Raw genomic sequence first — 19,237 nt, forward strand, 5'->3', positions numbered from 1 at the left:
GTTCAGTCTTAGTTTGACGCCGCCGGCCTGCCCGATTGATCGAAGCGGTGGACATTGTCGTTGATCGGCGAAATATGGAGCAGTTCGCCGGGCTGCTGGCTTGCAGTCCCGTCTTGCCTGACGACAAGCGGGTCCTTCGCGCCAATATCGATGTAGAGATAGGTTTCGGAGCCGAGATTCTCGGAAAGGATCAGCTTGCCGTTCCAGGCGCCATCCTTCGGCTTGATTTCAAGATGCTCAGGCCGCACGCCGAGCGTATGGGCACGATAAGTATCCGCGTGCTTTTCCGTCAGGAAGTTCATTTTCGGCGATCCGATGAAACCGGCAACGAAGATCGATTGCGGCTTTTCATAAAGCTCAAGCGGTGTACCGACCTGCTCTACGATACCGTCACGCAGCACGCAGATGCGGTCGGCAAGCGTCATTGCCTCCACCTGATCGTGGGTAACGTAGATCATTGTGGTTTCGTGCATCTTTGCATGGAGTTTGGCGATCTCAAGCCTTGTCTGCACGCGCAGTGCCGCGTCAAGGTTGGAGAGCGGTTCGTCGAACAGGAAGACTTTCGGATCGCGCACGATGGCCCGGCCAATGGCCACACGCTGACGCTGACCGCCGGAAAGCTGCTTTGGCAGGCGGTCGAGATAGGGGGTGATCTGCAGCATTTCTGCCGCTTCGTTCACCCGCCGCTTGATCTCGTCGGCACCGCCTTTGGCGAGCTTCAAACCGAAAGCCATGTTGTCGAACACGGTCATATGCGGATAAAGCGCATAGGACTGGAACACCATGGCAATCCCGCGCTGGGACGGGGTCAGGCTGTTGACCACCTTGTCATCAAAGGCGAGCGTTCCGGCGGTGATATCCTCAAGCCCTGCAATCAGGCGCAGCAGAGTTGACTTTCCGCAGCCTGATGGGCCGACGAACACCATGAATTCGCTTGGGCTGATTTCGAGATCAACGCCCTTGATGACATCGAATGTACCGAAGGACTTGCGAACATTATTGAGATGAATAGCTGTCATTTGAATTACCCCTTCACGCCACCGGCGGTGAGACCGGAAATAATCTTGCGTTGGAAAATCAGGACGAGAACAACAAGCGGCACCGTCACAATGACGGAGGCGGCCATGATCGTGCCCCACGGGATTTCGTGTGAACTGGCTCCGGAGAGAAGCGCGATGGTGACAGGCACCGTGCGCACCTCTGTCGAGGAGGTGAATGTGAGTGCAAACAGGAACTCGTTCCACGCCGCGATAAAGGCAAGCAAGCCTGTCGTCACCATGGCGGGCCACATCAGCGGCAGAAAGACCTTGGTGATGATGACCCATGGCGTTGCCCCATCGACAATCGCTGCCTCCTCAATTTCAATTGGCAGGTCCCGCATGAAGGTGGTCAGCACCCAGACGGTGAACGGCAATGTGAAAATCGTATAGGAGAAGACGAGGCTCCACAGCGTGTTGTAGAGGCCGAGAAACCGCACCACTTCGAAGAGGCCCGCCAGCACCGCAATCTGCGGAAACATCGATACGGACAGGATTGTCAGCAGTAGCAGCGAGCGGCCACGAAACCGAACACGCGCCAGTGCAAAAGATGCGGTGACGGCAATCAGCAGGGCAAGCAGCACCACCAGAGTGGCAACGATAAGCGAGTTCAGCAGATTGCGGGTAAAGCTACCGGCGTTGATGACCGAAACATAGTTCTCCAGAGAGAACGATGTCGGGAAATACTCGACGGTGAAAAGCGCACTGCCGGTTTTGAAGCTGGTGATGATTGCGTAATAGAACGGAAAGACCGCCAATACGACAATCAGGGTGACGAGCGCATAAAACGCCGTGTTTTTGGTGAGATTCCAGATCATCAGCGGTCTCCTCCATCGAGGCGTACACGGCCAAGCCAGATCGCCAGCACGGTCATCAGGGCAATCGTCAGGAACAACAACGTCGATTGCGCCGAGCCATAGGCGAATTTGTCAAACTCGATCAGATTTTCACGCGCCAGCACCGACATGGTTTTTGTCTGTGAACTGTTGGGCGTGAGCACATAGATCAGATCGAAAATGCGCATGGCATCGAGCAGGCGGAAAATGATGGCGACCATTAGTGCCGGCCTGATCAATGGCAGCGTAATGCGGAAGAACTGGCGGATCGGATGAACACCATCGATGTGCGCGGCTTCATAAATGTCCTTGGGCACCATTTGCAGGCCCGCTAGAATGAGCAGCGCCATGAATGGTGTGGTTTTCCAGACATCGACAATCAGCACTGCGGTCATCGCCGTATCGGCGCTTGCTGTCCAGGCAATGGGCTGGCTGATAAAGCCGAGGCGCAGGAACAGATCATTGAGAATGCCGAACTGGTCGTTGAGCATCCAGCCCCAGAGGCGGGCAGACACAATGGTCGGGATTGCCCATGGGATGAGAATAGCAGCACGGACAATGCCCCTGCCCTTAAACTCGGCATTCAGCACAAGCGCAACGATCATGCCGAAGAAGGCTTCGAGCGCCACGGAGATGATGCTGAAGCGCACGGTATTCCACACCGCGTTCCACCATGTTGGATCAACCAGCAGGCCGGAAAAGATCGTGCGACCGCTTTTCAGCTGTATCCATGAGAGATAATTCTTGAACCCAACCCATTTCGCCGCGCTCATATTGGTGAGCGAAGCGTCGGTGAACGAGAAATAGATCGTCCGAAGCAATGGCCAGCCGGCAACAATGGCAAGCGCAATGATCATCGGGATGAGAAACAGCTGCGCTGAACGGGCGCGCTGTCGCATAAGTTCTGAACGTGCGGTGGAAGGCGTCATAATCGTATTCCTACCCGTATGGTTCTGGCCCGTAAGGTTCTGGTTGAAACGAAAACGTCAGGCAAACGGTGCGAACGGGGTTCGGGAGGTGATGAATACCATCCGCACCGTGCCCTTCTGCCGGCAGATATCTACCAGCTGTCTCCTTTGAGTTCGGTCAGCTTGGCTTCCAGAACCTCAAGGTTTTCCGCAGCGGTGCCATTGCCCGACAATGTGTCGTGCACGGCGCTCCAGAACATGTTGGACACTTCGTTATACTTCACCTTCGTTGGTGCCGAAGGACGCGGAACCGAGTTTTCAAACACGGCTTTCCAGTTTGGGATCAGCGGTTGGGCTGCTGCGACATCCTTGTCATCGTACAGCGCCTTGATGGTTGGCATACTGGCAAGAGCAATCGCCCGCGCCTTCTGCTGTTCGGGCGAGCCGAGGAACATGGCAAGCTTGATCGCCTCCTCGGGTGATTTCGAATATTTGGAAACCGCGAGATTCCAGCCGCCGAGGGTTGCCGCAGAATTTTGACCGTCCTTGCCGCTTGGCAAAGGTGCCACATCGAATTTGCCCTTGATCGTGCTGCCATCGGCACCGCCAAGCGCATAGGCATAAGGCCAATTGCGCATGAATACCGAATTGCCCGTTTGCCAGACACCGCGTGCTTCTTCTTCCGTATAGGCGAGCACACCCTTTGGCGAAATGGAATCGACCCAGCCCTTGGCACGGTCTATGGCAGCAGCCGCGTCGGGATTGTTGATGGAGATGGTACCATCCGCCTCAACGATCTGTCCGCCGCCTGATGATTTCACCCATTCAAGCGCATTGCAGGTCAGGCCTTCATAGGCATTGGCCTGAAACACAAAGCCATAAATGCTCTTGTTACCGGCAGCGCGCTCGCCATCCTGAATTTCCTTGGCGGTTGCCGCCATCTCATCCCAGGTCTTTGGCACAGGCTTCTTGTATTTTTCCAGAAGGTCCTTGCGATAATAGAGCGCCGGAGCATCCGTGAACATCGGCAATGCTACCAGCTTGCCATCCACGGTCTGGCTTTCGATGATCGAGGGAATATGCTGATCGATGACGTCTTTGGCTGCGGGCTTCAGATCGAGAAACTGGTCGGCCAATTGCGGTGCCCAGATCACGTCGGTGCGGTAAACGTCAATGTCGGTGTTCCCCGCAGCGAGCCAAAGGCGATACTGGCCGAAATTATCAGAACTATTGGCAGGCATGGCAACAATTGAAACCTTGTTGCCCGTTGCCTTTTCAAACTGGTCGAGCTGGCTGCGCAGAAACTCGCGTCCATTGCCCGTATCACCCGAGACGATGGCAAGATTTGCAGCAAATGCACCCGAAGCCAGCAAAGTGGTGGTCAAAAGGGTTGCAATAAATGATTTGGCTTTCATGATTTCCTCCCAAAAATCTGATGGAATCGGATCACTTGCATCGTGGTGACGCCAGTTTCCCCTCGTAAAACTCCTCCTGAAGCGCTTTGGTAAACTCTTTCAAATCATAAATCCAAAGCGCTTTGAATGAAAAATGGCAAAGCTGTTTTGAACTGTCAAGCCGCAAATTGGCTATTGCCTTGGAGCCTTACATTCCCAGATTGATCATTTTCCAATATTATTATTGAATAACAATGTATTGTGTTGCGATGCTCACATTATAAAAAGCTGGTATTTGCCTTGTCGAAACTCGGGGCTGATAACCGTAGATCACAATGTTGCGAGAAATTACTCAAAGCGCTTTGAATTTTTGCTCTGGTTGTGTTTATTATTTGCAGTCATATCTGCGCTGCGGACATAGCGTTCCGGTCACCGGAATGTTTGGCTGCCTTGCCTGATCGTATTGAATACTGGATTGCTGCCATGAAACTTAAGGAACTGGCCGACCAATTGGGACTTTCGCAGACAACAGTCAGTCGCGCCCTGAACGGCTATCCTGAGGTTAACAAGGCAACGCGTGAACGGGTCAGTGAGGCCGCTCTCAAATTCGGTTACAGTGCCAATGCCAATGCACGCCGCCTTGCCATTGGTCGCATCGGTGCTATCGGCATTTTAATGCCGCGCGACCGCAGCGAACGTTTTGGCCCGCACACGAGCGAGTTTTTCTCCGGTCTGGCCGAGCAGCTTTCCCTGCATGAGATGGATTTGCTGATGAGCCCGAGCATCAACAATGATGAACTGGCAGCCTACAGGCGACTGATTTCCAGCAAACGTGTCGATGGCATTATCGTAACCGGCCCTACCCTGATGGATGAACGGGTTGCCATGCTCACCGAGGCGAAGTTTCCCTTTGTTCTGCATGGACGCACCAACATAGCAGCGCCGCATGCCTGGCTCGATATCGACAATGCCGGTGCATTCCGCCAGGCAACATCGCATCTGCTTGATCTTGGTCACCGTCATGTCGCGATGATCGACGGCCTCAAGGGACATACATTTTCCGAGCACCGCGAAATGGGGTATCGCGAGGCGCTGGTGGAACGCGGCCTTCCCGTTGATCCGCGTTTCATCGTGCATGAGCGCTTCTCCGATGAAACAGGCTTTCATGAGGCGCAGCGGCTTTTATCCTACGCCCCGCATCCAACGGCTATCCTTGCCGGTTCCATGATGACGGCACTTGGTGTCTTCCGCGCCATTCGCTCCAAGGGTTATGAATTGGGCAAGGAAGTCTCTGTCATCGCCCATGATGACGTTTTTCCCTATCTCAACGCCAGCAACATGGTCCCGGCCATGACGACAACCCGCTCCTCGATCCGCTCCGCCGGTTCGCGCATTGCCGAATTGCTGGTACGGGTGCTGGATGGCGAGCCGGTGGAAAACATCCACGAGATATGGCCCGTCGAGCTTGTCCTGCGCCAATCCAGCGGACCGCCCATCGCCCCGCGCCGTTAAAGTGATCCGGCGGTTATTTTTTCGCTTCAACCCGCCATTCATTTGCGCCGAATGTCACGTCAAAACGTGACAGGAAAGAGCGTCCAAGCAGCCCGTCAACACCATTGCCGAGCGATTTTCCACTTTCTGACAGCACCACCGTCGCCACATCATTTGCAGCGACTTTGCCCAATTTGATCTGTGACGCCGTGCTGCGCTGGGCATAGGAAACGCCATTGGCTGTTTGCATGAGCACGGAATAATCATTGGATAATGGCAGCTTTGCCCGCTCGGCAAACTCCTTGGTCAAGGAAACAAAGCTCGCGCCCGTATCAACGATAAATGTGCCGGAGACGCCGTTTACGCTGATTTTCGCAAGGATCACATCTTTTCCCTGTGTTGGCAGGCGTTCACTGCCGGTCGCATAGGCCCGTTCGCAGCGCCCCTTCGAGCTGTACTCCTCGATCATTGTCTGCACCTGCCGAGTGTCATTCTTTGACGGATTGATGGCTATCCAGCTTTGCAGAGGTGTTATCGCTTCACAGTAATTCTCCAGCGCGACGTAACTGGCAGCCATTCGGCTGAAAACGATGCTGTTCAAACTGCGCTGATCGTCGGTCAGACCGATCGTTGAGTAATATTCGTTGATGGCCTCTGGATAACGATGGGCGCTATGCAGCATTTGCCCCCTGTTGAAATGGAATTGGGCATTATCTCCCGACATTTTCAACAACTCGTCGGATGTCTTCAATGCCCCATCCAGATCACTCAAACCATATAGAATATCTGCCGCCCAATTGAGCGCGACATTGGAAGGTTGGCATTTATTGGAAAATGCGACCAAGACCTTCGCTGCTTCGCGCTTATATCCAGCTGTTTGCAAATCTCCCGCAAAAGCATAGAGCGCGTCCCAGTCGCAGGGTTCACGACGCAGTGTATCCAAATGCGTTGCCAGAGGTTTCCTGCTGGCAACAACCGCGGGTAATGGTTGAATATCCATTTGCGCGTAAAGCGCAAGCATAGCAGCATCGGGTGGAACTGCGGAAAAGCTGTCGACATAACCTTGAATGCGGTCTTTCTCGATATATGCCGCCAGAGCACTGACAATAACAAAACAAACCAGAATAATCTTGACAACAAACCCAACTATTCCGCTGGGTTCAGGCGGCATACCGCCATTTCTATCTTCTCGTTCAGCTTTGAGCATTGAAGTGATTCCGCAATAAATGGGATACAATGGTAGAATTGCGATGGAAAAGCTTTCCATCGCACCTGAAAATACGCGAGTGCGCAAGGAACTTATGACATACTCCACCCTATTCATATTGGCGAACCCGGTAGACTGCAATTGGTGAAATTGCCATTGTTTCCCGTGGTTTGGATAAAGTTGCCTGTCGCTCTTCCGTCATCAGCCCAACCGGCTGGAAAGCACGCGCCAGCTATTTGCAATCTCATGCAACGGAATATTAAGCACTTGTAGAACAATGCTGGAACAGATAGTGTTTGTTCTGGTTTTGTTTTTCCGATTCCCTGCTAAAGGATCGCCGATGCTCACGCGTAAACAACATGAACTTCTTCTCTTCATTCATGAGCGTCTGAAGGAGACGGGTATTCCGCCATCCTTCGACGAAATGAAGGATGCGCTGGATCTGGCTTCCAAATCCGGCATTCACCGGTTGATCACTGCGCTCGAAGAACGCGGCTTCATTCGCCGGCTTGCCAACAGGGCACGCGCGCTGGAAGTCCTGCGCCTGCCAGACTCCATTGCTCCAGGTCTCAACGCCCAGAGAAAGTTCGAGCCAAGCGTCATCGAGGGCAGTCTCGGGCGCAATGTTGCGCCGCCAAAGCCGCAGCCGCGCGCCTCCAACGACATGGATATGCCTGCCAATGTCAGCATTCCTGTCATGGGCCGGATCGCTGCCGGTGTGCCCATTTCCGCCATCCAGAACCAGACCCATATGCTGAGCCTTCCGCCGGATATGATCGGCAGCGGCGAGCATTATGCGCTTGAAGTTAAAGGCGACTCGATGATCGAAGCGGGTATTTTTGATGGCGATACCGTCGTTATCAAGCGCGGTGATACGGCCAACCCCGGTGAAATCATCGTGGCGCTTGTCGATGATGAAGAGGCAACGCTCAAGCGGTTCCGTCGCAAAGGAGCATCGATTGCCCTTGAAGCAGCGAATCCTGCCTATGAAACCCGGATTTTTGGACCGGATCGCGTGCAGGTACAGGGTAAACTCGTCGGACTCATCAGGCGTTACTGATCCGGATCGGCATCCCGTTCGCCGCTGTTCGGGATGCTCGCTTTTGTTTTTGGCTTATGTACACGTTCCGGCATATTGCGTGCCGCTCTTGAGTGAACACGGTAAGTGTTCCATGGCCGGTCTGGCGGTCCAATGGCATAGGTCAGGCTGGCTGAGATCAACCTTTGATCGAATGTTTGTTCGATCCTGGAAGCATTCATCGCTTCCCCATGCCCCTGCGTGACCGGCCCCTGTGTGATCGGCCCCTGTGTGACCGGGCCCAAGCGGATTTCCGCGGCGCCATTCAAAGCAAGATCGTGCAATGTGACCACCAATGTGCCGGGATTTGTGCAAGCCGCATCCCTCCCCGCAAAGGCCAGCACGACAATATTTCCTTCACTGCAGGCTGCATTCTTTTGCATCGGTTTGTCCGTATAGGCGATGATGAGCCCGCCGGGTTCGCGCGCCGTACAAAGCTTGTCTGCGCATTCAAACATGCCGTCTGCGGCTTGTGCATTGGCCTTGACTGGTTTGATGATCTGCGCAAGCCCATAACCCTGCTGCCAGTTGTTCAGGATGAATGCGCCGCCTTGCGACCGATTGATCATCAATGTTTCGCCATTACGCAGTCCGACCAGTCTGCCATCCTCCGATATGACAATATCCGGCGGTACGGTGCGCATCATGACGAGCGCGCCGATGGCCAATAGTGGCAGGCTGCACAGGCGCAGCCATGACGACAGGAACAGGAGGACAATCAATCCCGCACTCAGGAACAGCAGGCTCGCTTGCGGCATTGGACCGAGATGGCCGCTGGGCGAAAGAGCCGCGACATGATTGGCAATAACAGTGAAGAGTTCAATCCCGCGCTCCATGACACGGAAGGGTAGCCAGTCCATATCGAAAGGCATGAGCAGCAACGCCAGAACGGCGAAGGGCATCACTAGGATGGATACGACAGGCAGAGCCAGCGCATTGCCAATCAAACCAAGTGGTGCCGTATTGTTGAAATGATAGACGGCAAAGATCGCACTGGCTGAACCGGCGACCAAAGACGTCATGGCGATGCCATTGATATGATCGATGATCTTGTCCGGCAATTGCAGAAGCAAACCATTGCGGCGTTTGCGTCGATTGTTCCGGGTTGCTTTGCGGGGTGACCACCAACCATAGAATGCGATCAGCGCCGCGGTGGCCGAATAGGACATCTGAAAACTTGGTCCCAGGATTTCATGTGGTGCGATGGCGATTGTAACGAGTGCCGCCAAGGCAACATTGCGCAATGAAAGCGCGGCGCGGTCTGCGATCATCGCAATAAGTATCACCGCCAGCATGACGAAGCTGCGCTGGGCGGCGACATCGAGACCAGAGAGCAGCAGATAAAACGCGCAGGCCAGCAGCGCGACAAAGGCTGAAAACTTCTTGATCGGATATCGTGCGGCGAATTCCGGGAAGAAGGCCAAGGAGGCACGCAAAGACCCCATGACAATGGCCGCAACAAGCGCCATATGGAACCCGGATATAGACAGGACATGCGACAAGCCGCTGAGCCGCATGGCATTGTTCGTCGCCTCACTGATGCCGTCACGCTGTCCGGTGATCTGCGATGCAGCAATTGCGCCCGGCTCGCCCTTGATCTGATGCTGAATATGGTTGGTGAGTTGCTGGCGCATGCCCGCCACCATCAGCAATATCTTGTCGGCGATCCCGGCAGGTTCCGTAAGCGATACAATTTCCGGCTTACCCAGAAAGAACCCGTTACCGCCGACACCATGGTAATAATTATGGAATGCGAAATCATAATTGCCCGGCCGTACAGGCCCCGATTGCGGACGCAGATGCACCAGACCTTGCAGGCTGGTGCCCGGCCCGGCATCGGCTGGCAATGAACGGGCTGATATAACAAGCCTTTCGGGCCTGTAGAGAAGCTGCGGGCGTTCGGTTGCAATGACATCCATAGTCAGCCGCCAGCCGCCACGCTCGGGCCGACTGATGGCCACAATGCGGCCCGTCAAACGGGTGGTAATGCTTGAGCCAAGCATAGTTGTATCAAGGCGCATGGTTTCAAACTTGGCGCACAGCATGCCGGCGATGATGCACAGTACGATGGTCAGGCAGAGACTGATCAGGCGCCGGTTAACAGCCAGCAATTTCAGCCCCGTCAATGCGGTCAATCCAAAGAGAATGGCACTCAGTCTCGGTTCTGTTGGCAGGCTGAAATAGAGAACAGCGCCGCCACCGGCAAAGACAGGTACAAACAGAAAGAAATTGCCCCGATCATATTCCCGGCTGAATGCCAGAGGAACGCGCGATGGTATTTGCCGAACCCAATGCCATCCGGCAGCCACAGCGCGGCGTATCTTTGCAACAAGATTGCTCCGTTCGGGAAAATCAGGTTCGTCTTGAGGTATTTGAGTCGCAAAATCGGGCTCATCGACCGCTGGGCGATCAAAAAAATGCCGTTCACTCGTTTGTGTACTGGTGACAGGGCGCCGCATTTGCCTCCAAATCTGCCAATGCCCTTGCACAGCAGCGCTCCTATGCTACATCAACGCCAGATCAAATCGATTGGATGTTAGGCTAATAGCCAAAGCCTCCGCTGGAGTACTTATGTCATCACCCGTTGTTACCCGTTTTGCACCCTCCCCGACCGGTTACCTCCATATTGGTGGTGCCCGCACGGCCCTGTTTAACTGGCTCTATGCCAAGCATACGGGCGGCAAGATGCTGCTGCGCATCGAGGATACGGATCGCGAACGCTCATCGGAAGCGGCGGTGACAGCTATTCTCGATGGCCTGAAGTGGCTCGGTCTCGAATGGGATGGCGATGCGATCTCGCAATATGAGCGTGCGCCGCGCCACCGCGAAGTCGCTGAAGAGCTGGTTGCCAAGGGCAAAGCCTATTATTGCTATGCTTCACAGGCAGAGCTTGAGGAAATGCGCGAAAAGGCCCGCGCTGAAGGCCGCCCGCCCCGCTATGATGGCCGCTGGCGCGATCGCGACCCAAAGGAAGCACCTGAAGGCGTCAAGCCGGTTATCCGCATCAAGGCACCGCAAGAGGGCGAAACCCTCGTGCGCGACCTCGTACAGGGCGATGTGCGCTTTCCCAACAAGGATCTCGATGATTTCATCATCCTGCGCTCCGATGGCAATCCGACGTATATGCATGCGGTTGTGGTTGATGATCATGACATGGGCGTCACCCACATTATCCGTGGTGACGATCACCTGACCAATGCCGCACGTCAGACGGTTATTTATGATGCCATGGGCTGGGATGTGCCTGTGATGGGCCATATTCCACTGATCCATGGTGCGGATGGTGCAAAGCTGTCCAAGCGTCACGGGGCGCTCGGCGTCGAGGCCTATCGTGCGATGGGCTACCTGCCTGCCGCCTTGCGCAACTATCTCGTGCGTCTTGGCTGGAGCCATGGCGATGATGAAATCATGTCTGACGCCCAGATGATCGAATGGTTCGAAATCTCCGATATCAACCGCGGTGCTTCGCGTTTCGACTTCCAGAAGCTGGAAGCGATCAACGGCCACTATATGCGTTTCTCCGATGATGCCGATCTGGTCAAAGCCATGATCGATATCCTGCCCGAGATCGAAGGCGGCGCGGAGATTTTGGCGCGGCTTAATGACCGGACCAAGCAGCAGTTGCTGGCAGCGATGCCCGGCCTGAAAGAGCGCGCCAAGACCCTTGTGGAACTGGCGGACAGTGCAAAATATCTTTTTGCGCAACGCCCGCTTGGTCTGGATGAAAAAGCGGCTGGCCTGCTCAATGACGAGGGCCGAAGCGTACTATCGGGCGTTTTTCCGGCACTTTCCGGGGTTAATGACTGGACTGCCGAGGCTCTGGATGCTGCAGTGCGTGTTCATGCGGAAAATACCGGCCTGAAACTTGGAAAAATCGCCCAGCCGCTGCGTGCCGCATTGACCGGAAGAGCAACATCTCCCGGTGTTTTTGACGTTTTGGCGGTGCTCGGCCGTGAAGAGTCATTGGGCCGTATTGAAGACCAGATAAAAGGTTAATCCATAGCCCCGACGGTGCATTTTTTGCATTGCAACATTGCGCCGTTCGGGTACGGTGACGTGCCTGAGACAATCAGGAGAAATACCTCGTAAAGAGGGTCAGTGCTTTGGGCCAGTGTGAAGCATACTGGAATTTGAAGTAACTCGTGTCCTTTCGTTTCCGAAGCTCAACGAGAGCCTATTGCTCAAGCAGCGGGTTTTGGAATTGGTACACGGGATGTCAGCGGGAGCTGAAGCAAGAAAGGAACGGCAATGTCTGAGAATAGCGTCAACATCGATCTGAATGGTCACGAGTTTGCGTTACCGATAAAACAAGGCACCATCGGACCTGATGTCGTGGACATTGGAACACTCTACAAGAACACCGGTGCGTTCACTTACGATCCGGGTTTTACATCCACAGCCTCCTGCGAGTCGCAGATCACCTATATTGACGGTGATGAAGGCATTTTGCTGCATCGCGGCTATCCAATCGAACAACTCGCTGAAAAAGGCGATTTTCTCGAAACCTGCTATCTGCTGCTTTACGGCGAACTGCCGACAAAGAGCCAGAAGCATGATTTCGATTACCGTGTGACGCACCACACCATGGTGCATGAACAGATGTCGCGCTTCTTCAGCGGCTTCCGCCGTGACGCCCATCCCATGGCTGTCATGGTTGGCTGTGTTGGCGCCCTGTCCGCCTTCTATCACGACTCAACCGACATTTCCGATCCGCATCAGCGCATGGTCGCGTCGATCCGCATGATCGCGAAGATTCCGACCCTGGCTGCGATGGCCTACAAGTACCACATCGGTCAGCCCTTCGTTTATCCGAAGAACAATCTCGATTTCGCAACCAACTTCCTGCACATGTGCTTTGCTGTGCCATGCGAAGATTACGTGCCAAATCCGGTTCTTGCCCGCGCAATGGACCGGATTTTCATTTTGCACGCTGATCACGAGCAGAATGCATCGACATCAACGGTCCGCCTTGCCGGATCATCCGGCGCCAATCCGTTCGCCTGCATCGCGGCCGGTATTGCCTGCCTCTGGGGCCCTGCCCATGGCGGCGCCAATGAAGCAGCGCTGAACATGCTTGGCGAAATCGGTACGGTTGACCGCATTCCCGAGTTCATCAACCGCGCCAAGGACAAGAACGATCCATTCCGCCTGATGGGCTTTGGTCACCGCGTTTACAAGAATTACGATCCACGCGCCAAGATCATGCAGCAGACAACGAAGGAAGTTCTGGCCGAACTCGGCATCAAGGACGATCCATTGCTCGATGTTGCGATGGAACTGGAGCGCATTGCACTCACCGATGAATATTTCATCGAGAAGAAGCTCTATCCGAATGTCGATTTCTACTCCGGCATCACCTTGAAGGCACTTGGCTTCCCCACCACCATGTTCACGGTTCTGTTCGCCGTTGCCCGCACGGTTGGCTGGATCGCCCAGTGGAAGGAAATGATCGAGGACCCGCATCAGAAGATTGGCCGCCCGCGCCAGCTTTATACCGGTGCGACCCAGCGCGATTACGTGCCAGTCGGCAACCGCAAGTAAGCGCAGTCGAAACTCATGAAAAAGGCGCCGATTGGCGCCTTTTTTGTATTCTCCATCACGATTGGTGTTTGATGTATTCGAGCACTTTTTCAGCAGCAATATCGCCGGAAGGCCTTTCTGTTCGCATCAACTTAGCAATCTCGTCAAAACCGTCGAGTTGTAGCGAACGGGCGTAGCCAGGCCGCAGCAACTGTTCGATTTCCCGCGCGAGTGGACCGGGACGAACAAACTGATTGAAATATTCCTGAACGACACGTTTATCGGCAATGATATTCGGCAGGGCCGCGCTCCAGACCTTGATGCGCGGCGCAATGAACATCCGCGCCAACCAGTCGGGCCTATAGGATAAAACCGTCGGAATGCGCGCCAATGCGAGTTCTAGCGATACGGTGCCTGAAGCTGCCAAAGCGGCATCGGCTTCGGCAAAAGCTTTCAATCGTTCCGCTTCGCCCACCACAATGTTGGGCTGGACTTTCCAGTCCGCAGTCAATTGCCGCACGAGTGGCTCAACTTTGGGAAGTGTCGGCAAGGTCAGTGTGAAGCGGTTTCCACGGCTCGCCAATAGTTCAATAGCTTCGCCGAAGGGTTTGGAAAGACTGGTAATTTCCGCTTTGCGCGAACCCGGCAGCACGATAATGCTGTGTTGCGCCCTGTCACCCAATTTCCCTTCCCGCGCGCGATTCTTTTTCGCAGCCTCCAGCAAGGGCGCATGCGTCACGAGACGGTGGCCGACATAGGTGGCGAGCGGTCCGTCAAGGTCTTTCAGCGCCTGCACTTCGAACGGCAAAATCGCCAGAACATGATCGATGTAACCGCGCATGGCTTTGGCGCGCTCCGGCCGCCACGCCCAGACCGATGGGCTGATGTAATTGATAATGGGAATAGCCGGGTCGGCAGCCCTCACCTTGCGCGCCACCCGGTGGGTGAAGTCAGGACTATCTATAATAATAAGGCAATCGGGTTTTGCCGCAACGATTGCGCCAGCCACCTGCGATATGCGGCGGATGAGCTGCGGCAGTTTCGTGACGATTGCCGTCAACCCCACCAAGGCAATTTCATGCTGATCAAACAATGAGTTGAGACCAAGGGCCTGAAGATGTTCGCCGCCGACACCCATCAGCGTCACTTCGCCGGGATATTGCCGCCGCAAGGCCTGAACCAGATCGGCACCAAGCAGGTCGCCAGACTCTTCACCCGTAACGATGGCAAGGCGTAGCGGCTTTGACGTGGCCATTATTCGGCCTCCTGCGCGAAGGTCTCGATAAAAATACCGGCTTCATTGGCTGCGGCAATTGTTTCGGAATAACCAAGGATCAGCGTTCGCCGGGCTTCGATGGCAATGCCCTTCAAACCAGCTTTGACTGCATTTTCAACGGTGCTGATGCCAATGGCGGGTAAATCTGCCCGCACTTCCTGCTGCGGCTTGGCGCATTTCACCAGCACCCCGCCCTTGCGGTTGATCCGCTTGGCGATACGCAGATCAGCCACCCGTTGCAGCATTGCGTCAGTACCCTCCACGCCCTCAAGTGCCACCACACGCCGGCCAACGGCAATTGCAGCCTGCCCGATATCGAGTGAACCGATCATAACAGCTGCTTTACGGGCCGCCTGCATATCGGCGATGCTCTCCTTGTCGGCTTTCTTCCGGGTGATGGTTCCCACATCAGGCGCAAGAATATCCGGAACAATTTCGTGGGCGCCAACGACCCTGAAACCATAGGATTCGATGGTCGAAATCACCGCTTTGAGCAATCCGTCATCGCCAAGCCGGAACGCGCGCATGAAACGATAGAGCGCGACGAGATTACCGTTGCCGGGACGCAGGGCTGCTGCGAATTCCGGCCTGTGGCGTATGCCGCCTGCCAGAACCACATTGGAAATATCTGATGATTTCAGAATCTTCATCAAGCCACCAAGCTCGACTATCGAAATCTCCGCATGTTTGCGCGCGTTGATTTCAGGCGAGGCTTCCCCTTTGATCGCTATGATCAAGGGATCAGCACCCTGCCTGTGCAAGCTTTCGGCTATTGCAATGGGAAGAAGCCCATTGCCGGCAACAATCGCTGTACGGCCTGTTATGGCCGCTGGCAACGCTGGATCGGTGGGTTTAGCTGTTGTCGTCACTGTCGCTGGTCTCGATTCCGGAACCGAGGGGCGGCGTGCAGTAGTGACGTTTGGTATCAGCGAGAATGAAATCGATCAGATCGATAACCGCTGGCGACTGAGAAAACTCAAGCCGCACATCTTCCGCCCGTTTGTAAACCGGTTTGCTGCGGTCAAACAGCATACGCACCGCGTGACGAAGATTGTGAATCTCCGGGCGCGCCATCCCCGAGCGTTTCATGCCGACAATATTCAGACCGGCAAGATAGGCGTGATTGCCGATAGCCATGCCGTAGGGCACCACGTCTTTGGCAACGGCCGCAAGGCCGCCAATGAAAGCATGATGACCAACACGCACAAACTGATGCAGCGCTGCCCCACCGCCGATAATGACATTATTACCAACCGTGACATGACCGCCAATCATCACATTGTTGGAAAAGGTCACGTTATCGCCAATGTCGCAATCATGCGCCACATGCGAATAGGCCAAAAACATGCAATTGTCGCCAACGGTCGTATATCCACGGCTGCTATCCGTGCCGCGATGCATGGTGACACCTTCGCGAATGGTGCAGTTCCTGCCGATGGTGAGCGTCGTATGTCCGCCCTTGTGCTTGGTGTTTTGCGGGTCCCCGCCCAAAATTGCATTTGGATAGACTTTGGAACCATCGCCAAGCGTCGTCGCGCCCATAATGACCGCATGACTTAATATGCTGACATCGTTGCCGATGACAGCTTCCGCGCCAATATGGCAGAATGGACCGATATTTACCCTGTCGCCAATCTTTGCGCCCGCTTCAATAATCGAAGTGGGATGAATGCTGGAATTGGACATCAAGCGCCGGTCTCGTCGTCATCAGGAAAGCTGACCATGGCTGCAACTTCGGCCTCTGCAACCTTGACGCCATCAACTTCGGCCACGCAGCTGTATTTGTGGATATTGCCACGCTGCTTGACCTTGGTCACGCGCAGCTTGAGCTGATCACCGGGTACCACAGGCTTGCGGAACTTGGCACCATCAATGGTCATGAAGAAGACCTTGCCGGGCTTACCGCTGCCATTATGGAACAACACGATTGCGCCAGCAGTCTGGGCCATAGCTTCAATGATCAGAACACCGGGCATGATTGGCAATTCGGGAAAGTGTCCGGCGAAATGCGGCTCATTGATGCTGACATTCTTGATGCCCGTTGCTGACTCATCGCGATCAATATCAACAATGCGATCAATCAACAGAAAGGGATAGCGATGCGGCAGGTTTGCCAGAAGCTTCTGGATGTCCGCGACGCCAAGAGTGCTCGCCTGTACATTTTCATTCATCTGAACTGCTCTCCTTCTTGGTTCGGGACATCGCGCGAACACTCGCAATCTCGCGGAACCATTGCTTGAACGGCTGGGCGGGCGCACCGGCCCACCGCTCGCCATCCGGAATATCATTCATAACACCGCTTGCAGCAGCAATTTCAACGCGTGAACCGATATTGACGTGATCCTTGATACCGACACTGCCACCGAGCATTGTCATATCACCGAGGACGACACTGCCGGAAATGCCACATTGCGCAGCAATCACGCAATGGCGTCCAATACGAACATTGTGGGCAATTTGCACGAGATTGTCGATTTTCGTACCTTCACCGATAACCGTATCCGCCAAAGCGCCGCGATCAACCGTGGTGTTGGCACCGATCTCGACATTATCCTGAATAATAACGCGGCCAAGCTGGGGCATCTTGTCGAGTCCGGCTTTACCCGGAACATAGCCAAAGCCGTCCTGCCCGATACGCACTCCGGGATGAAGGAGAACGCGATTACCGAGAAAGGCATACTGAACCGAGCAGCTTGGTGCGATATAGCAATCGCGGCCAATCTTGCAGCCATTGCCAATCACCACATTGGCGGCAATGACCGTTCCTGCACCAATGGAAACAGCCTTGCCAATGATGACGCCGGGCTCGATGGTAACACCCGCTTCGATCTCAGCGGTCGGATCAATGATCGCATGGGGCGAAATGCCAGTCTCGTCGCCGCTCCAAAGATGCGCATTTACCGCCCGTGGGTAGAGTGCGCGGCCAATGGCAGCAAAATCCTGCTGTGGATGGCGGGTAACGATAATGGCAACGTTTTTTGGGATGCTTGGCTTGACTTCGTCGGTACAGAGAACGCCTGCCGCCTTCAAACCTTCAAGGTTTTGCGCATTCTTCTTGCCATCGATGAAAACAAGGGCATCTGGTCCTGCGTCTGCCAGAGAAGCAAGACGCGTCACTGGCCTGTTGGCCAGAGAACTGTCCACAAGAACGCCATTGGCCAGATCGGCGATCTGACCAACAGTCACGTTCAATAGTGGCTCATAAAAGATCGGATCGGCCATCGACTAACTTTCTCCCCCGGGGAAGTATGCTCCCCCGGGAGGTCAGCAATCTATCAGAATTTGCTCGACATGCCGAAGTTGAAGTTCTGCACCTGATCGCCGTCCACTTTCTTGACTGGGAAAGCGTAGTCGAAGCGCAGTGGTCCGAACGGCGACGCCCACATGATACTTACACCTGCAGAAGCACGCCATTCCATGCCGTCGTCGGAAACATACCGCTTCCCATCCCGGTTCTTGAGCTCGTTGCCATACAGCGTCGCAGCATCGGCGAACAAGGCACCACGAATACCAAGGCTCTCAGGAACGATCGGCAATGGGAACTGGGTTTCCACGCTCGCATTGAAGTATGTTGTGCCACCGAGGAAGCTACCATCGTTATCTCTAACACTGGTGTCCCGTGGACCAATACCCGCATATTTGAAGCCGCGGATCATTTCCTGATTGTTCTTGAACAAGTCAAACACGCGCAGATCGTCACCAAATCCTTCAATGTGTCCGGCGCCTACGCCAACCAGACCGACAATGTCCATTTCCTGGGAAAGCGTCTTGTAATAGCTACCCTTGAACGTTGTCTTCAGGAAGTTGGCATCGCCACCAACACCGGCATATTCCTGATTGAATTTGGCATACAAGCCGTCATGCGGATTTTTACGATCATCAATCGTATCATAAACCAATGACCAACTGACCGATGATTTAATCCAAGACCCATGTTCAGCCGCATCGATGAAGGCTTGTGAAATCTGCGACGGATCCGGGATATCCGTTCCCGGAATCTTGGCATCGCTATCAATCTTATACTTTTCCTGCGAGAGGTTATACGCAACACCAGCAGTCAAAGTTTCAGTGATTGGCAAGCCAAAGCGGATCGTACCACCGGTCAAATCGGTTTCGTACTTGTTGTTAACGCCAGACTGACGCTTGAACAGATCAAAACCAGCAGAAATACGCTGACCGAGGAAATAAGGCTCGGTGAAGGACAGCGAATAGGTACGGTTGTTGTTCAGACCGCCGCCGGCGCCGATACGAATATACTGACCACGACCAAGGAAGTTGCGCTCGGTGATCGAGCCTTCAACTGTTGGTCCGGGGCTTTCACCACCGGTCGTATAACCACCACCGATGGAGAATTCACCCGTTGATTTCTCAACGACGTCCACGACGAGCACAACCTGATCAGGCTGCGAGCCTGGAGCAGTCGAGATGTTGACGGTCTGGAAGAATTCAAGGTTTTCCAGACGCTTCTTGGCACGCTGGATCAGAACCTG

The 19,237-nt window shown here is 54.5% G+C and carries 16 protein-coding genes; 4 read left to right on the forward strand and 12 right to left on the reverse strand.

Annotation, left to right across the window (positions count from 1 at the left end; translation table 11 throughout):
- Positions 1–8: 8 nt before the first annotated feature.
- From BLU05_RS24255 to BLU05_RS24270, 4 genes are all read right to left on the reverse strand, one after another.
- On the reverse strand, positions 9–1,019 hold the full coding sequence (locus BLU05_RS24255; protein WP_091886101.1) for an ABC transporter ATP-binding protein: 1,011 nt from the start codon (positions 1,017–1,019) through the stop codon (positions 9–11).
- Between the two features lie 5 nt (positions 1,020–1,024).
- Positions 1,025–1,855 carry a carbohydrate ABC transporter permease gene (locus BLU05_RS24260; RefSeq protein ID WP_091886104.1) on the reverse strand — a complete coding sequence of 277 codons (831 nt, stop codon included), beginning with the start codon at positions 1,853–1,855 and terminating at the stop codon, positions 1,025–1,027.
- Complete coding sequence (locus BLU05_RS24265) at positions 1,855–2,802, reverse strand: carbohydrate ABC transporter permease (protein ID WP_091886107.1); 948 nt, start codon at positions 2,800–2,802, stop codon at positions 1,855–1,857. Before BLU05_RS24265 ends, BLU05_RS24260 begins: the two co-directional genes overlap by 1 nt.
- Positions 2,803–2,933: 131 nt before the next feature.
- Complete coding sequence (locus BLU05_RS24270; RefSeq protein WP_091886113.1) at positions 2,934–4,196, reverse strand: ABC transporter substrate-binding protein; 1,263 nt, start codon at positions 4,194–4,196, stop codon at positions 2,934–2,936.
- A 462-nt stretch (positions 4,197–4,658) separates the two neighbouring features.
- Here BLU05_RS24270 and BLU05_RS24275 point away from each other — a divergent pair, with 462 nt between their 5' ends.
- On the forward strand, positions 4,659–5,687 hold the full coding sequence (locus tag BLU05_RS24275) for a substrate-binding domain-containing protein (RefSeq protein ID WP_091886156.1): 1,029 nt from the start codon (positions 4,659–4,661) through the stop codon (positions 5,685–5,687).
- 13 nt (positions 5,688–5,700) lie between these two features.
- Here BLU05_RS24275 and BLU05_RS24280 read toward each other — a convergent pair whose 3' ends face one another.
- Complete coding sequence (locus BLU05_RS24280; RefSeq protein ID WP_175540741.1) at positions 5,701–6,873, reverse strand: TIGR02281 family clan AA aspartic protease; 1,173 nt, start codon at positions 6,871–6,873, stop codon at positions 5,701–5,703.
- A gap of 340 nt (positions 6,874–7,213) precedes the next feature.
- Here BLU05_RS24280 and lexA point away from each other — a divergent pair, with 340 nt between their 5' ends.
- A complete protein-coding gene (gene lexA / locus BLU05_RS24285) occupies positions 7,214–7,933 on the forward strand; it encodes a transcriptional repressor LexA (RefSeq protein ID WP_091886158.1) in 720 nt (239 codons plus the stop codon).
- Here the strand turns inward: lexA and BLU05_RS24290 are convergent.
- Positions 7,927–10,410 (reverse strand): ComEC/Rec2 family competence protein, encoded by a 2,484-nt coding sequence (locus BLU05_RS24290; protein ID WP_091886119.1) that lies wholly within the window; start codon positions 10,408–10,410, stop codon positions 7,927–7,929. The two genes, lexA and BLU05_RS24290, sit on opposite strands and share 7 nt — an antisense overlap.
- A 112-nt stretch (positions 10,411–10,522) precedes the next feature.
- Between BLU05_RS24290 and gltX the strand changes: the two genes are divergently transcribed.
- Together gltX and gltA are read left to right on the forward strand one after the other, a co-directional pair.
- Entirely contained in the window at positions 10,523–11,947 is a 1,425-nt protein-coding gene (gene gltX / locus BLU05_RS24295; protein WP_091886122.1) for a glutamate--tRNA ligase, read from the forward strand.
- A gap of 252 nt (positions 11,948–12,199) precedes the next feature.
- Entirely contained in the window at positions 12,200–13,492 is a 1,293-nt protein-coding gene (gltA, locus tag BLU05_RS24300; protein ID WP_091886125.1) for a citrate synthase, read from the forward strand.
- Positions 13,493–13,547: 55 nt separating this feature from the next.
- On the opposite strand, the gene lpxB is transcribed toward gltA, so the two are convergent.
- The 6 genes from lpxB to bamA all read right to left on the reverse strand — a co-directional run.
- On the reverse strand, positions 13,548–14,729 hold the full coding sequence (lpxB, locus tag BLU05_RS24305; RefSeq protein WP_091886128.1) for a lipid-A-disaccharide synthase: 1,182 nt from the start codon (positions 14,727–14,729) through the stop codon (positions 13,548–13,550).
- Positions 14,726–15,616, reverse strand: a complete 891-nt coding sequence (lpxI, locus tag BLU05_RS24310) for an LpxI family protein (RefSeq protein ID WP_091886131.1) — start codon at positions 15,614–15,616, stop codon at positions 14,726–14,728. The genes lpxB and lpxI overlap by 4 nt, the downstream gene beginning before the upstream one ends.
- Entirely contained in the window at positions 15,600–16,433 is an 834-nt protein-coding gene (gene lpxA / locus BLU05_RS24315) for an acyl-ACP--UDP-N-acetylglucosamine O-acyltransferase (RefSeq protein WP_091886133.1), read from the reverse strand. Before lpxA ends, lpxI begins: the two co-directional genes overlap by 17 nt.
- Positions 16,433–16,918, reverse strand: a complete 486-nt coding sequence (fabZ, locus tag BLU05_RS24320; RefSeq protein WP_091886136.1) for a 3-hydroxyacyl-ACP dehydratase FabZ — start codon at positions 16,916–16,918, stop codon at positions 16,433–16,435. Before fabZ ends, lpxA begins: the two co-directional genes overlap by 1 nt.
- Positions 16,911–17,969 carry a UDP-3-O-(3-hydroxymyristoyl)glucosamine N-acyltransferase gene (gene lpxD, locus BLU05_RS24325; RefSeq protein ID WP_091886139.1) on the reverse strand — a complete coding sequence of 353 codons (1,059 nt, stop codon included), beginning with the start codon at positions 17,967–17,969 and terminating at the stop codon, positions 16,911–16,913. The genes fabZ and lpxD overlap by 8 nt, the downstream gene beginning before the upstream one ends.
- 53 nt (positions 17,970–18,022) lie before the next feature.
- Positions 18,023–19,237: outer membrane protein assembly factor BamA (bamA, locus tag BLU05_RS24330; protein WP_091886142.1), on the reverse strand; the 1,215-nt coding region annotated here is incomplete at its 5' end.

It is taken from the genome of Phyllobacterium sp. OV277, assembly GCF_900104355.1.
GTDB lineage: Bacteria > Pseudomonadota > Alphaproteobacteria > Rhizobiales > Rhizobiaceae > Phyllobacterium.

Excerpts from the sequence above, each read along its gene's own strand:
- BLU05_RS24260 (WP_091886104.1), bottom strand. The coding sequence starts at position 1,855 with ATGATCTGGAATCTCACCAAAAACACGGCGTTTTATGCGCTCGTCACC.
- lpxA (WP_091886133.1), bottom strand. The coding sequence starts at position 16,433 with ATGTCCAATTCCAGCATTCATCCCACTTCGATTATTGAAGCGGGCGCA.
- lexA (WP_091886158.1), top strand. The coding sequence starts at position 7,214 with ATGCTCACGCGTAAACAACATGAACTTCTTCTCTTCATTCATGAGCGT.
- gltX (WP_091886122.1), top strand. The coding sequence starts at position 10,523 with ATGTCATCACCCGTTGTTACCCGTTTTGCACCCTCCCCGACCGGTTAC.
- BLU05_RS24255 (WP_091886101.1), bottom strand. The coding sequence starts at position 1,019 with ATGACAGCTATTCATCTCAATAATGTTCGCAAGTCCTTCGGTACATTC.
- BLU05_RS24275 (WP_091886156.1), top strand. The coding sequence starts at position 4,659 with ATGAAACTTAAGGAACTGGCCGACCAATTGGGACTTTCGCAGACAACA.
- BLU05_RS24265 (WP_091886107.1), bottom strand. The coding sequence starts at position 2,802 with ATGACGCCTTCCACCGCACGTTCAGAACTTATGCGACAGCGCGCCCGT.
- BLU05_RS24280 (WP_175540741.1), bottom strand. The coding sequence starts at position 6,873 with ATGCTCAAAGCTGAACGAGAAGATAGAAATGGCGGTATGCCGCCTGAA.
- BLU05_RS24270 (WP_091886113.1), bottom strand. The coding sequence starts at position 4,196 with ATGAAAGCCAAATCATTTATTGCAACCCTTTTGACCACCACTTTGCTG.
- lpxD (WP_091886139.1), bottom strand. The coding sequence starts at position 17,969 with ATGGCCGATCCGATCTTTTATGAGCCACTATTGAACGTGACTGTTGGT.
- BLU05_RS24290 (WP_091886119.1), bottom strand. The coding sequence starts at position 10,410 with ATGCGGCGCCCTGTCACCAGTACACAAACGAGTGAACGGCATTTTTTT.
- gltA (WP_091886125.1), top strand. The coding sequence starts at position 12,200 with ATGTCTGAGAATAGCGTCAACATCGATCTGAATGGTCACGAGTTTGCG.
- fabZ (WP_091886136.1), bottom strand. The coding sequence starts at position 16,918 with ATGAATGAAAATGTACAGGCGAGCACTCTTGGCGTCGCGGACATCCAG.